Here is a 14,048-nt window from a genome sequence, read left to right on the forward strand (position 1 = left end):
GACTTGACCCGATTGGGTCGCGAGATGCGCTCGAACGCTCCTATATGAGCGACAGTTGGGTGGGTTCGGACGTCGGCGGCCCGGCCGGTTCGGGCGGCCGGATCCGGCGCGGCAGGTCCGCGCGCGTGGGCCCGATGCCGTACTCCTCCGCCAGCTCGTGGACCTGACGGGTGATCCGGCGCTGGTACCACTTCGGGGCGTAGGAGCCCTCCGCGTACAGCCGCTCGTACCGGGCCACCAGGTGCGGATGGTGCTGACCGAGCCAGGCCATGAACCACTCGCGGGCGCCGGGCCGCAGATGCAGCACCAGCGGCGTGACGGACGTGGCGCCGGAGGCCGCGATCGCCCGCACGGTGGACCGCAGTTGGGCCGGCCGGTCGCCCAGGAACGGGATCACCGGCGCCATCAGCACCCCGCATCCGATGCCGTGCTCGCTCAGGGTCCGTACGACGTCCAGGCGCCGCTCCGGCGCGGGCGTGCCCGGCTCGACGGTGCGCCACAGCTCGGCGTCGGTGAAGCCGACCGAGACGGAGACGCCGACGTCGGTCACCTCCGCGGCCTGCTTGATCAGGTCCAGGTCGCGCAGGATCAGCGTGCCCTTGGTCAGGATCGAGAAGGGGTTCGCGTGATCGCGCAGGGCCGAGATGATGCCCGGCATCAGGCGGTAGCGGCCCTCGGCGCGCTGGTAGCAGTCGACGTTCGTGCCCATCGCGATGTGCTCGCCCTGCCAGCGCCGCGAGCCGAGCTGCCGGCGCAGCAGCTCGGGCGCGTTGACCTTGACCACGATCTGGGTGTCGAAGCCGAGGCCCGTGTCGAGGTCGAGGTAGCTGTGCGTCTTGCGCGCGAAGCAGTACACGCACGCGTGCGAGCAGCCGCGATAGGGATTGACCGTCCACTGGAACGACATCCGCGAGACCGCCGGCACCCGGTTGATGATCGAACGGGCCCGGATCTCGTGGAAGGTGATGCCCGCGAACTCCGGCGTGTCGAAGGTGCGGGTGGTCACCGCGTCCGCGCCGAACAGCGCGGAGTCGGCCCGGCTGTGTTCGGAGTCCGTGGTGAGGTTCTCCCAGCGCATGACGCCTCCTCGGTAGCACTGCCCACAGAATAGAACACATGTTCCCTTAATCGTGCGAGGGTGTTTTACGAACGTGTTCGACCGGGTTCGGGGACCCCGATTTGGGGGGCCGGGCGGCGGGGTGGTTGGCTTGCCCCGACCCCCGAGAAACCATGTCCTGGAGGAACCTGATGGCGCAGGTCGAGGCCACTACGGAGCGGATCGTCGCGGCGGACGCGGAGACGGTGTTCGACGCCCTCGCCGACTACAGCGGGACGCGCGAGAAGCTGCTGCCCGAGCACTTCAGCGAGTACGAGGTGCGCGAGGGCGGCGACGGCGAGGGCACCCTCGTCCACTGGAAGCTCCAGGCGACCAGCAAGCGCGTGCGCGACTGCCTCCTGGAGGTCGGCGAGCCCAGCGACGGCGAGCTGGTCGAGAAGGACCGCAACTCCTCCATGGTCACCACCTGGCGGGTCACCCCGGCCGGCGAGGGCAAGTCCCGGGTCGTCGTGACCACCACCTGGACCGGCGCCGGCGGCATCGGCGGCTTCTTCGAGAAGACCTTCGCCCCCAAGGGCCTCGGCCGGATCTACGACGCGATGCTCGTCAAGCTCGCCTCCGAGGTCGAGAAGTAACCGCCCGTCTCCCCAAGATCCAACCGTGCGGGGGCCGTTGCGCCCCCTCACCGGTTCGGGTGATCTCCGGGCGGACCCGCCGCATGCCGTAACTCGTCGTGCTTGCTCATAGTTGTCGCTTTTACGCGGGAATTGTGCGGCAGTGCGACGAGGGGAGCGGTAGGTGGGCGGAATCACTCTGGCGCAGGACGAACCGGCGGTGGCGCCACCCGACATCCCCGCCCCACCACCGGCCTCGGCCGCCGAACTGAGCCCCCGCCGGGTCCGGTTGATCTTCTTCGCGCTCATGTCGGCCCTGCTCCTGGCCGCCCTGGAGCAGATGATCGTCGCCACCGCGCTCCCGAAGATCGTCGGCGAGCTGCACGGCCTGGACCGGATGTCCTGGACGATCACCGCCTACCTGCTCACCGCCACGGTCGGACTGCCGATCTACGGCAAGCTCGGCGACCTGCTGGGCCGCAAGGGTGTCTTCCAGTTCGCCATCGTCGTCTTCGTGGCCGGCTCCGCGCTCGCGGGCCGCGCGCAGACCATGGACCAGCTGATCGCCTTCCGCGCCCTCCAGGGCGTCGGCGCGGGCGGTCTCATGATCGGCGTCCAGGCGATCATCGCGGACATCGTGCCGCCCCGGCGGCGCGGCCGCTACATGGGCCTGATCGGCGCCGCGTTCGGCCTCGCCTCCGTGGCCGGGCCGCTGCTCGGCGGCTACTTCACGGACCATCTCTCCTGGCGCTGGTGCTTCTACGTCAACGTGCCCTTCGGCCTGGTCACCCTCGCCGTCGTCGCCGTCGCGCTGAAGCTCCCGAAGCCGGCGGTCAGGGCCCGGCTGGACGTCCTCGGCGCGCTGCTGCTGACCGCCGCCTCCACCTGCCTGGTGCTGCTGACCAGTTGGGGCGGCACCGAGTACGCCTGGGACTCGCGCATGATCCTCGGCCTCGGTGCCGGAGCGGCCGCGGCGACCGTTCTCTTCCTCGTCGTCGAGCGATTCGCCGTCGAACCCCTCATCCCGCTGCGCCTGTTCAGGGACTCCGTCTTCAACGTCACCGGTCTCGTCGGCCTGGTGACCGGAGCCGGACTGTTCGGCGCCGCCAGCTATCTGCCGACCTGGCTGCAGATGGTCGACGGGGCCTCCGCCACCGAGTCGGGCCTGCTCATGCTGCCGATGACGGGCGGCATCGTCGGCGCCTCGATCATCGCCGGACAGCTCATCAGCCACACCGGCCGCTACAAGGCCTACCCGATCCTCGGCGGCGCCCTCTCCGTCGCCGGCATGTGGCTGCTCTCCCGCCTCGACGCCGACACGCCCCGGCTGCACTACAGCGTCTGGATGGCCGTCCTCGGCGCCGGCATCGGCATGGTGATGCCGGTCCTGATCCTCGCCGTGCAGAACTCGGTGCGCCCCGCCGACCTCGGGACCGCCACCAGTGCCAACAACTACTTCCGGCAGATCGGCGGCAGTGTCGGAGCGGCCGTCTTCGGCACCCTCTTCGCCGGCCGGCTCGCCGACGCACTGGCCCACCGCCTCCCCACGCGCGCGGGCGACCGGCTGCCCGACCCGGAGTCCATCACCCCGCAGCTCGTGCACACGCTGCCCCCGGCACTGCGCGACGGCTACATCCGGGCGTACGCCGACGCCATGCCGCGGATCTTCCTCTACCTGGTGCCGGTGCTCGTCCTCGGACTGGTCATCGCCTTCTTTCTCAAGGAGAAACCACTGGTGTCCCACAACGCCCCCGCCACCGACCCGGACACGGCGCTCGGGAACGCCCCGATCCCGCAGGCGCGCGCACCGCACGCGGCCGGAATGCCCGTCTGCGGCTCGGTGCAGCACCACGACGGGACCGTGGTGCCGCGCGCGGCGCTCACGCTCATCGACGTCACCGGGCAGCAGACCGGGCGCGGCGCGAGCGGCGAGGACGGGCGCTACGCGCTCCCCACCCCGGGCCCCGGCGCCTATGTGCTGATCGCCGCCGCGGGCGGGCACCAGCCGCAGGCGGTCTCCGTGACGGTCGGCGAACGCCCCGTCGAACTGGACATCGTCCTCGGCGGCGCGGGAAACCTCGTCGGCAGCGTCGTCACCGCCGACGGCACCCCCGTGCGGGACGCCACCGTCACGCTCACCAACGCGCACGGCGCGGTCGTGGCCACCACCCGCAGCGGCCGGGAGGGCGGCTACGTCATCACCGAACTGGTCGCGGGGGAGTACACCCTCGCCGCCGGAGCGCCCGCCTTCCGCCCGGCCGCGCTGCTCGTCACCGTCCAGGCCGATCGCGAGACCCGCCGGGACATCGAACTGGCCGGCGGCGCCGTCCTGCGCGGCACCGTCCGGGCGGGCGGCGGCCGCCCCGTGGAGGACGCCCGCGTGACCCTGCTGGACGTGGCGGGCAACGTCGTCGACACCCTCACCACGGGCCCCGACGGGACGTTCCGGTTCGTCGACCTGTCCTCCGGCGAGTACACCGTCATCGCCGCCGGATACCCGCCCGTCGCCACCGTCCTCCAGGTGGCCGGGGGCGGCCGTACCGAGCGGGACCTCCAGCTGGGACACGAGGACTGAAGCGCACCGGCGCGCAGGGTCGTACGCCGGTGCGAGGCCCGCGCGAGCAATTCCCGCATTGCCTCACATCGTCACCGGCGAGCGCCGTACGGTGGTGACGCCGGCGCAGATCTCGCGGATCCGTGGGGAGAGAGGGCCTGGGCCATGGACCGTGGCACCGAGAGGGACGCATCCGCCAGCCCCGGAGCTGGACACGGCGCGGTGACGGAACCCGGTGAGCCCGGCCGGGTTCCCCTGGCCGTCGTCGTGGTCGACCGCGAAGGCCTCGTGTCCCACTGGAGCCGGGGCGCACGGCGCCTGTTCGGCGTCCCCAAGGACGAGGCGATCGGCCGTCCGGCCCTCGATCTGCTCCCCGTCTCGGGCGCCCTGCCCGAGGAGGACACCACCCCGTACGCCGCCTACGACGGCCTCGGGCCCGACCTCGAATCGTCCCTCGACGGCGGCCTCTCCTACCCGGCGGCGGGCCGCGCCCGGCTCAGCGCACCCGGCCGCGACCGGGTCGACGTCCTGTGGTGGGCCTACCCCCTGGTCGGCCCCGGGCCGGAGCGGCTGCTCGTGCTGGCCGCCGACGCGGACGTGCTGCGCGCCGGCGACATCGGAGCCGGGGCGCTGGAGCGGATAGCGCCCGGCTTTGCACTGCACACGGACTTCCCCGGGGCGGAGGATCTCGCCCGCCGGCTGCCCGAGATCCTGCCCAGCATGAGCGTCGGCGAGAGCGCCCGCATCGTCGGACAGGTCCTCGAACTCGGTTACCCGGTCCTGGAGTTCAGCCACAACGACCGGGTGCCCGTCACCCCCGACTGGGGCGTGGCCCGGCGCGCCGAGCGCAAGGCACGCAGGGAACGTGCCGCCCGGGCCCTGGCCGCAGGCGAGCCCGTCCCGGAGGAACTGCGCGACGAGGGCGAGGACCTCGAGTACGCGGCCGTCCGCGAGCATCTGGAGTTCCTCAACGAGGTCAGCGGCCGCATCGGCACCTCCCTCGACCTGTCCCGCACGATCATCGAGGTCAGCAGGGCCGTCGTGCCCCGGTTCACCGACGTCGCCGGGACGTATCTGCGCGAACAGGTCGTCGCCGGCGAGGGGTTCCCGGACGGTGTGCCCGACACGACCACGATGTGGCACCGGGTCGCCGTGGAGCACACCGACGAGCCCGGCCGCTGGGACGACGTCGTACCGGTCGGGGAGGCCATGCCGTTCCCCGCGCACACGCCGTTCTTCCAGTGCATGACCTCCGGCGAACCCGTCCTCGTGCCGCGCATCAGCGAGGAGATGGGACACGCCATCGCCGCGCAGTTCGAGAAGCGCGACATCCGGCCGCTCATCACCGGCCGCTCCATGCTGGTCGTTCCCCTGAAGGCCCGCCATGTCGTGCTCGGCTTCATGATCCTGCTGCGGCACCCGGAGCGGCCCGTCTTCAACGACATGGACCGTGTCACCGGCGCCGAACTCGCCGCCCGCGCCGGCCTCGTGCTCGACAACGCGCGCATGTACACCTACCAGGAGAACGTCGCCGAGACGCTCCAGGACAGCATGCTGCCGCACATCCCGCCCCGCATGGCGGGCTGCGACATCGCCACCCGCTATCTGCCGGGCACGCTGCTCGGGCGGGTCGGCGGCGACTGGTTCGACGCGGTGAAGCTGCCCGGCGGCCGTACCGCGTTCGTCGTCGGCGACGTCATGGGCCACGGACTGAACTCGGCCGCGATGATGGGCCAGTTGCGGACGGCCGTACAGACCATGGCCGGACTGGACCTGCCGCCCGCCCAGCTGCTGCGCAACCTCGACGACCTCGCCCAACGCCTCGGCGACACCTACCTCGCCACCTGCCTGTACGCCGTCTACGACCCGATCGCGAGCGAGCTGCACCTCGCCAACGCCGGGCACATCCCGCCCGTACTGGTCCGGGCCGACGACGGGCGCAGCGAACTGCTGGACCTGCCCACGGGAGCGCCCATCGGCGTCGGGGGAGTGCCCTTCGAGGCGGAACGCCTGCGTGTGGAGCCGGGAGACCGGCTGGTGATGTGCACCGACGGGCTGGTCGAGGTGCGGGGCGAGGACATCGGGGTGGGCCTCGCGACCCTCTGTGAGTCGGCCGCCCACCCGGCGGCGTCCATGGACGACGCCTGCGACACCATCATCCGGTCCCTCAACACCTGCGGCGGACGCAAGGACGACGTGGCGCTGCTGATGGCTCGGCTGAACGGCATCGAGCCGGACGACGTCGCCGAGTGGCGGCTCGCGCTCGACCCGGCCGAGGCCGGCCGGGCCCGCGCGGTGGTCCGCGAGCAACTGCACGACTGGGGCCTGGCGAAGCTGGTGGCGTCCGCCGAGCTGATGGTCAGCGAACTCGTCACCAACGCCGTACGGCACTCCCACGCACGCCCCGTGGAACTGCGCCTCGTCCGCGGCGACACCCTGCTGTGCGAGGTGGACGACGACGACCACGAGCTGCCGACGCTGCTGAGCAGCGGCTCTCTCGACGATGCCGGGCGCGGTCTGCGTGTCGTCAGCACGCTGTCCCGCGCGTGGGGCACCAGCCGCACCAAGGCGGGCAAGAGCGTGTGGTTCGAACTGACGCTGCCCAGGCGCTGATCCGCCTCGGGCCCTTCTCGAACGAGCCGTGAAAGAAGCACGCCGGACGCTTGTCGTGGCCCGCGCCGCGCGGTACACCGTACTCGCCCGCCGGATGGCGGGATTCGTTCGCACCCTGGGGAGTTGGGCATGAGCGTGACGAGTCGGTACCGGGAGGCGTGGGAGGGGTTCTGGCGTGCGGCGTCCGCCGAACCGGGGGCGGTGTTCTGGGACGCCGAGCCGGTCCTGACCGCCGGCCCGCACCTCGCCCTGTTCGAACCTCATGTGGCCGATCCCGCTCTGCCGATGGTGGACCTCGGCTGCGGCAACGGCACCCAGACCCGCTACCTCGCCGACCGCTTCCCGCGGGTCGTGGGCGCCGATCTGTCGGCCGCGGCCCTCGACCACGCCCGGCGGGCCGACCCGGCCGGGCAGGCCACGTACCGGCAGCTGGACGCCGCCGAGAAGAGCGAGACGCAGACCCTGCACGCGGAGCTCGGCGACACCAACGTCTACATGCGGGGTGTACTGCACCAGTGCGAACCGGAGGACCGGCAGTCACTGGTGGACGGGATCGCCACGCTGGTCGGCGACCGCGGCCGTGCCTTCCTCGTGGAGCTCTCCGGGGCCGCCAAGCCGGTGCTGATGGGTTTGGCGAGCCGCCCGGCCGGTCCGCCGCCCAAGCTTGCGCCGGTGTTCCGGCACGGCATCGCACCGGGCGAGGTCTCCGACGAGGCTGTCCTCGAGTGTCTGCGCTCGGCCGGCCTCACCGTTCTGGCGAGCGGCGAGATGCCCCTGACGACCACCGAGTACCGCCCGGACGGCACGCGCATCGAGCTGCCCTCCAGGTGGCTGGTGGCGGGGCGTATCGCCTGAGGCGAGCGGTCAGTGGTCCGGGCCGCCCAGCCGGTCGGCCAGACAGGCCAGGTAGAGGGCCATGGCCGTCCGGTGCTCGCGCAACGAACGCCCGGTGAGCTGCTCGATCTTGTTCATGCGGTAGACGACGGTGTTGCGGTGGATGTGCAGCGCCGCGGACGCCCGTACGAGGTTGAAGCCGCTCTCGCACCAGGCCGTGATCGTGTCGCGGAGCGCCGGCCAGTCCGGCTGGTCCCGCAACCGCGCGGCCGTGAGGTCGAGCAGGCGGGTGCGGGCGGACTGGCTCACCGCCGCCAGCAGTTGGTGGACCCGCAGATCGCTGATCGAGTGGACGGTGGAGCCGCCGCCCACCCGGGCGCCCAGGCGCAGCGCGTCGCACGCGTCCTGGTACGAGTCGTGCAGACCTCCGACGGAGGTGGTCGGCTCGCCGATCCCCGCGCGGGCGGCGAGCCCGTCCTGGGCGGCGATGACGTCCGTGACCCGGCGGCAGGCGGCGGTCGGCGAGTCCGCCGGGCCGCGGGGCGGAAGCCGGTGCAGGACGCCGATCCAGCCGGGGGCCGTGCCCGCGACGATGTCCTGCGGGTCGGCGAAGACATCACGGACCGTACGCAGCAGCTCCGAGCGGACCAGCGCCATGTCCCGGGCCGGAGCGCCGCGGCGGGCGCCCGGGTCGGGCACGGTCACCTCGAACGCCACAGCGACCCGGCGCAGCCGCAGGTCGAAGCCGAGTTCCGCGGCCCGGAACATCAGGAAGTCGCCCTCCACGACCAGCGGGTCGTAGGAGGCGATGTCGGCGAGCAGTTTCTCGGCCGCCCGCTCGGCGAGCAGCCGGGAGCGCAGCATCACGGACTCCCTCAGCAGGATCTCCGTCTGCCGCTTCACCAGCAGGCCGAAGCGGCGCACCTGGGCGGGTGTGCCGGTGATCCCGACGGTCCCCACCGCCTGCCCGTCCGTGACCAGGGGCAGCGTGACCCCGGGCCGTACCCCGCGTAGTGAATGGGCCTGTGACGCGTTGTGCGTGGCGGGTTCCTTGGTGCGGATGACCTCGACGGACGCCTCGTGGAAGGTGCCGACGCGGCTGCTGTCGCCGCTGCCGATGACCATGCCGTCCGCGTCGGTGATCAGCACGTTGAAGCCGATGACCGCGGAGGTGTCCCCGGCGATCTCCTGCGCGAGTGACGGGCTCAGCACGGCGTTCCTCCCGTCGGCGGACGGTCCGAGGTTGGACGCACCGTACAGGGGAGGGGGCGATTCCAGCCACAAGTTCGTACGAAGTGAACGGTGACGCGGGGCTGGGAGCTGCCTAGCGTAATGGCCCAATCGAACCCCCGCCGGGGACCGGTGCGGTGAGACGGCGGGTTCCTTCAGCACCGAGACGGAAGGCCCGAGCCGATGATCCGTGTGCGCTCGCTCGCTCTCGCTTTGTCCGCGATGCTCCTGATGTCCACGGCCGCCGCCTGCGGCTCGGGCGGGGACGACGCCCCCAAGAACGTGTCGGCCGAGACTGCCGCGCTGGGCACGCTCACGCCCGGCGTCATCAAAGTGGCCGTCCAGCCCTACGCGCCCTACACCAGCGTCCAGGGCGGCAGAATCGTCGGACTCGACGGCGACATCCTCGCCTCCGTCGCCAAGAAGCTGGACCTGAAGGTCGAGCCCGAGGTGACGGACTTCGCCGGCATGCTCGCCGGGGTGCAGTCCCGCCGGGTCGACCTCACCGTCGGCGGCGTGGCCTGGTCCGAGGAACGCCAGAAGCAGGGGCTGTTCACCGATCCGCCCTACTACTCACCCCCGGCGATGGCCGTCCGCAGCGGCAAGACGTACAAGACGGTCAGCGATCTGGAAGGCCTGAACCTGGGCACCGTCGAGGGCTACGTCTGGGTCAAGTCCATCCAGGCCGTGCCCGCTGCCAAGCTGCACGCCTACCCCGACGCCAACGGCGTCTTCGACGACCTGGGCGCGGGCCGGGTCGACGTCGGCTTCCTCGACCCGCTGCTCATCATCGCGGCCCGGAAGCAACGCCCGGACCTGAAGATCGACACCGAGTACCTGACGCCGCCGACCGCCGCGCAGGTCAAGGCCAAGCCCGCCTACCAGTACTTCCAGCCGTACCAGACCGGCTTCTACCTGCCCAAGAAGGCCACCAGGCTGGAGCGGGCGATCTCCGCGCAGATCGACGCCATGTACGCGAGCGGCGAGATGGAGAAGCTCGTCAGGAAGTACGGCGGCGACCCGAAGCAGTTCCTCGTGCCCGCCGCCGACGTCGCCCCGGCCCGCCGCGGTGTGGACCGGCCCCAGGACTGGACGCCCCCGTCCATCGCCCAGTGAAAGCAGACGCCATGTCCGGTCTCTTCGAGGTTCCCTGGTCCGACTACCGGCCCGATCTCATCGACGCGCTCGGGCGCACCGTGTCCTACACGGTGGCCGGCTTCACCGGCGCGGTGCTCCTCGGCCTGGCCGTGGCGCTGCTCAGGCTCAGCAGGGCCTGGCCCGCGCGCGCCCTCGCCGCCGTCTACACCGAGGTGTTCAAGAACGTCCCGCTGCTCGCCATCATCTTCCTGATCTACTTCGGCCTGGCCTCCGCCGGGATCCGGCTGGACGTCTTCACGGCCGGCTGTCTCAGCCTGATCGTCTTCTACGCCGCCTACCTGTCCGAGATCTTCCGCTCCGCGATCAGCGGTGTGCACGCCGGGCAGACCGAGGCCGGTGAGGCCCTGGGGCTCGGCAGGACGGGCATCTTCGGCCACATCGTGCTGCCCCAGGCCCTCCGGCTGGCGCTGCCCGGCACCAACACCATGCTGGTCGACCTGCTCAAGTCCACCTCGCTGCTGGTCACCGTCTCCGCCGCCGAGCTGATGTCCGAGGGGCGGCTCATCACCTCCGCCACCTTCCGGGCCCTGGAGGTGTACCTGGTCATCGCGGCGATCTACTTCGCCCTCTGCTACCCGCTGTCGCAACTGCTGCTGCTCCTGGAGCGGAAGGTCCGCTCGGGAGTGCCCCTGTCGCCGTGGCGACGACGGCGCCTGCGGGCGGCCCGCGCCCTGCTGGCCGCTGATCCGGTCGCCGGCGTACCCGTGAAGGAGGCTTCCGTATGACCGAGTCAGTGGCCGCCGTGCCCCCTGCCACCGGGGGGGCCTCCTCCGAGGCCGTCGTACGGATCGAGGGGCTGTGCAAGTCCTTCGACGGACGGCTCGTGCTCGACCGGGTGGACCTCGAGGTCCACCGGGGCAGCATCGTCAGCGTCATCGGGCAGAGCGGCGGGGGCAAGACCACTCTGATGCGCTGCGTCAACCTGCTGGAACGCCCGGACCGAGGCACGGTCGAGGTCGCCGGGGAGGTGGTGCACCAGGGCGGCCGCACGGTCTGCCGTGATCTGCCCCGGCTGCGCCGCACGGTCGGCATGGTCTTCCAGCGGTTCCATCTCTTTCCGCACCTGACGGCCGTCGAGAACGTCGTGCTCGCGCAGCGCAAGGCGGGCGTGCCCGAAGAACGGGCGCTGGAGCGGGCCGTGGCGCTGCTGCGGCGGGTCGGTGTGGCCCACCGTGCCCTCGGCCGGCCCGAGCAGCTCTCCGGTGGCGAACAGCAGCGCGTCGCCATCGCGCGCGCCCTCGCCCTTACGCCCGAGGTGCTGCTCTTCGACGAGCCCACCTCCTCCCTGGACCCCGAGGCCACCCGGGAGGTACTGAGCGTGATGCGTGAACTCGCCGCCGACGGGATGACGATGCTGCTGGTCACTCACGAGCTGCCCTTCGCCCGCGAGGTGTCCGACCATGTCGTCTTCGTCGACGGTGGCCGGATCGTGGAGGAGGGCCGGCCCGAGGACGTCCTGGACACCCCCGCCGAGGCCCGCACCCGGGAGTTCCTCGCGTCGTACGGGAACGCGTCATGAGCGCCGCGTCCGGTTCGAGCGGCCCGGTCGTCGTCGTGGGCGGCGGTGTCGTGGGGCTGTGCACGGCGTACTACCTGGCCGCAGCGGGCCGTGAGGTGGAGGTGGTCGAGCGGCGGCAGCTGGGTTCCGGGGTGTCGCGGGGCAACGCGGGCTGGGTCTGCCTCAGCCACTCGACGCCGGTGCCGGCCCCGGGCGTGGTGCGCTACGCCCTGCGCTCGCTCGGCCGCCCGGACTCTCCGCTGTATCTGCGGCCCCTTCCGGACCCGGCGTTCGTCCGGTGGCTCTGGCGGTTCTGGCGCAGCAGCACACCGGCCGCCTTCCGGCGCGGCTACGCGGCGATCGCCGAGCTGAACCGTGACACCTTCGGCCTGTTCGACGGGATGCGCGAGGCAGGCGTGGACACGACGCTGACCCGGCCCGGCATGGTGCACGCCTTCCTGTCGCCGGCCGAGGCACGGCACCACCTCGCGATCCAGCGGGAGATGGCGGACGGGCACTATCCCGTGCCCGACGACATCACCACGGGCGCCGAGGCTCGCCTCCTGGACGAGGCCCTGTCACCGGCCGTACGCGCGGCCTACCTCGTGGCGGGGGAGGGCGTGGTCGACCCGGAGGCGTTCGCGCGTGCCCTGGGTGAGGCGCTGGCCGCCGCGGGCGTGAAGATCCACGAGAACGCCGAGATCACCGGGTTCCGGTCGGCGGGCGGCCGGGTCACCGCCCTGCGCACCGCCGACAGCGAGCTGCCCTGCTCGGCGGTCGTCGTCGCCGCCGGCATGCGCTCCCCGGGACTGCTCCGGCGGCTCGGCCACCACTTGCCCCTCCAGGCCGGCAAGGGCTACAGCTTCTCCGTGGACCTCGATCCGGCGCCCCGGCACACGCTGTACTTCGGCGAACGCCGGGCCGTCGCCTCACCGATCGGCGGCACCACGCGGATCGGCGGCACGATGGAGCTCAGCGGCAACAACAACCGTCTCGACTGGCGCCGTATCGTCGCGGTCGCCCTTGCGAGCCGGCACTACCTGGGCCGCTGGTTCGACGACCCGGACGACCTGGTCGGCCTGATCCGTGACCCCTGGGTGGGCGGGCGGCCGTTCCTCCCCGACGGGCTTCCGGTGATCGACCGTGTCCCGGGGCACGACAACGCCTTCGCGGCCACCGGCCACGGCATGCTCGGCGTCACCCTGGGCCCGGTCACGGGGCACAGGCTCGCCGAGTACGTGGTCACCGGGCGGCGGCCCGAGGCTCTCGTGCCCTTCCGCTTCGGCCGGCTCCGCAGCTGAGCGCGACGCGGCCTGGTGGGCGAGCTTTTTGTCGGTGTACGGTCATTCTGCCCGGTCCGTGCACCTGTCTCGTCCTCCGGAGGACAGTCATGACGTTGCCCTGGTTACGGATGCTGGTCGCGTCGGCCGCGTCGACGGTGTTGCTCGGCACGTCCGCCGTGGCCACCACCGCCGCACCGGACAAGAAATCGGTGGCGGCGAGCGTGCACACCGCCGGGCGGGTCGAGGACGGCGGGGACGTGCTCCGGTACAGCTGGCCGGGCGTGTACTTCGAGGGCCGGATCAGGGGCACCGGCGTCGGCATCGTGCTCGACGACCCGGCCGCCGACTACGACGTCCAGGTCGACGGAGCGACGGTGGCGACCCTCGTCACACCGGGCAGGACCACCCACTGGGTCGACGGCCTGGGCAAGGGAGTGCACACCGTACGGCTCGTCAAACGCAACGACACCCCGTGGAGCACCAGCGCGTTCGGCGGCTTCGTCGCCGCGCCGGGCGGTGCCGTGCTGGCCCGGCCGACCGCCCGCAGCCGCCAGATCGAGTTCGTCGGCGACTCCCTCACGGCGGGCTACGGCAACCTCTCGGCCTCCCGCGACTGCACCGGCGAGCAGGTCGCCCGCACCACCAACGCCGACGTGAGCTATGCCGCCCTCACCGCCCGGCGGCTGCGCGCCGACTACCAGATCAACGCGTACTCGGGCCGGGGCATAGTGCGCAACTACAACGGAGGCTCGCCGGAGGAGAACTACCGCACCTTCTACGACCGCGCGCTGCTGAACGTGCCGGGCGACGTCTGGCAGAACCCGGGCACCTGGCGGCCGCGGCTCGTGGTGGTCCACCTCGGCACCAACGACTTCTCGACCCCGATCAACCCGGGCGAGCCCTGGACGGACGAGAGCCTCGCCGCCGCGTACCGGAGCGCCTACAGCGGCTTCCTCCAGAAGCTGCGGACGCGCTACGGGCCCGGGACCACCCTGCTGGCCGTCGGTGCGGGGCCGTTCGCCGGACATGTCGAGCAGGTGGTCCAGGAGCACACCGGCGCCGGCGACCGCCGGGTCCGCTACTGGCGGCTCGACGACACGGGCCTGGACCACACCGGCTGCCACTGGCACTACTCGGCCCAGGACCACCGGCTCCTCGCCGACCGGCTCACCTCTTTCCTCGGCGACCTGCCGATCCGCTGGTGACG

Annotated in this window: 11 protein-coding genes; 9 read left to right on the forward strand and 2 right to left on the reverse strand. The window is 71.9% G+C overall.

Annotated features, from left to right (window positions below):
- Window positions 1–40: 40 nt before the first annotated feature.
- Window positions 41–1,078 carry an Rv2578c family radical SAM protein gene (locus OHU35_RS34940; protein WP_405508136.1) on the reverse strand — a complete coding sequence of 346 codons (1,038 nt, stop codon included), beginning with the start codon at window positions 1,076–1,078 and terminating at the stop codon, window positions 41–43.
- A 170-nt stretch (window positions 1,079–1,248) separates the two neighbouring features.
- Here OHU35_RS34940 and OHU35_RS34945 point away from each other — a divergent pair, with 170 nt between their 5' ends.
- The 4 genes from OHU35_RS34945 (at window position 1,249) to OHU35_RS34960 (ending at window position 7,693) form a co-directional block, all read left to right on the forward strand.
- Window positions 1,249–1,692 (forward strand): SRPBCC family protein, encoded by a 444-nt coding sequence (locus OHU35_RS34945; RefSeq protein ID WP_189726326.1) that lies wholly within the window; start codon window positions 1,249–1,251, stop codon window positions 1,690–1,692.
- A gap of 163 nt (window positions 1,693–1,855) precedes the next feature.
- Window positions 1,856–4,246, forward strand: a complete 2,391-nt coding sequence (locus OHU35_RS34950; protein WP_405508138.1) for an MFS transporter — start codon at window positions 1,856–1,858, stop codon at window positions 4,244–4,246.
- A gap of 144 nt (window positions 4,247–4,390) precedes the next feature.
- Window positions 4,391–6,838, forward strand: coding sequence for a SpoIIE family protein phosphatase (locus OHU35_RS34955; protein ID WP_405508140.1), 2,448 nt, complete (start codon window positions 4,391–4,393; stop codon window positions 6,836–6,838).
- A gap of 129 nt (window positions 6,839–6,967) precedes the next feature.
- On the forward strand, window positions 6,968–7,693 hold the full coding sequence (locus OHU35_RS34960) for a class I SAM-dependent methyltransferase (protein WP_405508142.1): 726 nt from the start codon (window positions 6,968–6,970) through the stop codon (window positions 7,691–7,693).
- 9 nt (window positions 7,694–7,702) lie between these two features.
- Here OHU35_RS34960 and OHU35_RS34965 read toward each other — a convergent pair whose 3' ends face one another.
- Complete coding sequence (locus OHU35_RS34965; RefSeq protein ID WP_189726240.1) at window positions 7,703–8,884, reverse strand: sugar diacid recognition domain-containing protein; 1,182 nt, start codon at window positions 8,882–8,884, stop codon at window positions 7,703–7,705.
- Window positions 8,885–9,085: 201 nt separating this feature from the next.
- Here OHU35_RS34965 and OHU35_RS34970 point away from each other — a divergent pair, with 201 nt between their 5' ends.
- The 5 genes from OHU35_RS34970 (at window position 9,086) to OHU35_RS34990 (ending at window position 14,046) form a co-directional block, all read left to right on the forward strand.
- On the forward strand, window positions 9,086–10,018 hold the full coding sequence (locus OHU35_RS34970; RefSeq protein ID WP_189726239.1) for an ABC transporter substrate-binding protein: 933 nt from the start codon (window positions 9,086–9,088) through the stop codon (window positions 10,016–10,018).
- Between the two features lie 11 nt (window positions 10,019–10,029).
- The gene (locus OHU35_RS34975) at window positions 10,030–10,785 is read left to right on the forward strand and encodes an amino acid ABC transporter permease (protein WP_189726238.1); all 756 of its coding nucleotides are present in this window, start codon (window positions 10,030–10,032) and stop codon (window positions 10,783–10,785) included.
- A complete protein-coding gene (locus OHU35_RS34980; RefSeq protein ID WP_189726237.1) occupies window positions 10,782–11,579 on the forward strand; it encodes an amino acid ABC transporter ATP-binding protein in 798 nt (265 codons plus the stop codon). Before OHU35_RS34975 ends, OHU35_RS34980 begins: the two co-directional genes overlap by 4 nt.
- Window positions 11,576–12,859, forward strand: coding sequence for an FAD-binding oxidoreductase (locus OHU35_RS34985; RefSeq protein ID WP_229873109.1), 1,284 nt, complete (start codon window positions 11,576–11,578; stop codon window positions 12,857–12,859). Before OHU35_RS34980 ends, OHU35_RS34985 begins: the two co-directional genes overlap by 4 nt.
- Before the next feature lie 89 nt (window positions 12,860–12,948).
- Entirely contained in the window at window positions 12,949–14,046 is a 1,098-nt protein-coding gene (locus tag OHU35_RS34990) for an SGNH/GDSL hydrolase family protein (RefSeq protein WP_405508145.1), read from the forward strand.
- The last annotated feature ends 2 nt before the right edge of the window (window positions 14,047–14,048 follow it).

The organism is Streptomyces purpurascens, from assembly GCF_045040895.1.
GTDB lineage: Bacteria > Actinomycetota > Actinomycetes > Streptomycetales > Streptomycetaceae > Streptomyces > Streptomyces purpurascens.

Bases quoted from the DNA above. Each gene is read 5' to 3' on its own strand.
- OHU35_RS34990 (WP_405508145.1), top strand. From the start codon at position 12,949: ATGACGTTGCCCTGGTTACGGATGCTGGTCGCGTCGGCCGCGTCGACG.
- OHU35_RS34955 (WP_405508140.1), top strand. From the start codon at position 4,391: ATGGACCGTGGCACCGAGAGGGACGCATCCGCCAGCCCCGGAGCTGGA.
- OHU35_RS34985 (WP_229873109.1), top strand. From the start codon at position 11,576: ATGAGCGCCGCGTCCGGTTCGAGCGGCCCGGTCGTCGTCGTGGGCGGC.
- OHU35_RS34945 (WP_189726326.1), top strand. From the start codon at position 1,249: ATGGCGCAGGTCGAGGCCACTACGGAGCGGATCGTCGCGGCGGACGCG.
- OHU35_RS34980 (WP_189726237.1), top strand. From the start codon at position 10,782: ATGACCGAGTCAGTGGCCGCCGTGCCCCCTGCCACCGGGGGGGCCTCC.
- OHU35_RS34970 (WP_189726239.1), top strand. From the start codon at position 9,086: ATGATCCGTGTGCGCTCGCTCGCTCTCGCTTTGTCCGCGATGCTCCTG.
- OHU35_RS34975 (WP_189726238.1), top strand. From the start codon at position 10,030: ATGTCCGGTCTCTTCGAGGTTCCCTGGTCCGACTACCGGCCCGATCTC.
- OHU35_RS34960 (WP_405508142.1), top strand. From the start codon at position 6,968: ATGAGCGTGACGAGTCGGTACCGGGAGGCGTGGGAGGGGTTCTGGCGT.
- OHU35_RS34940 (WP_405508136.1), bottom strand. From the start codon at position 1,078: ATGCGCTGGGAGAACCTCACCACGGACTCCGAACACAGCCGGGCCGAC.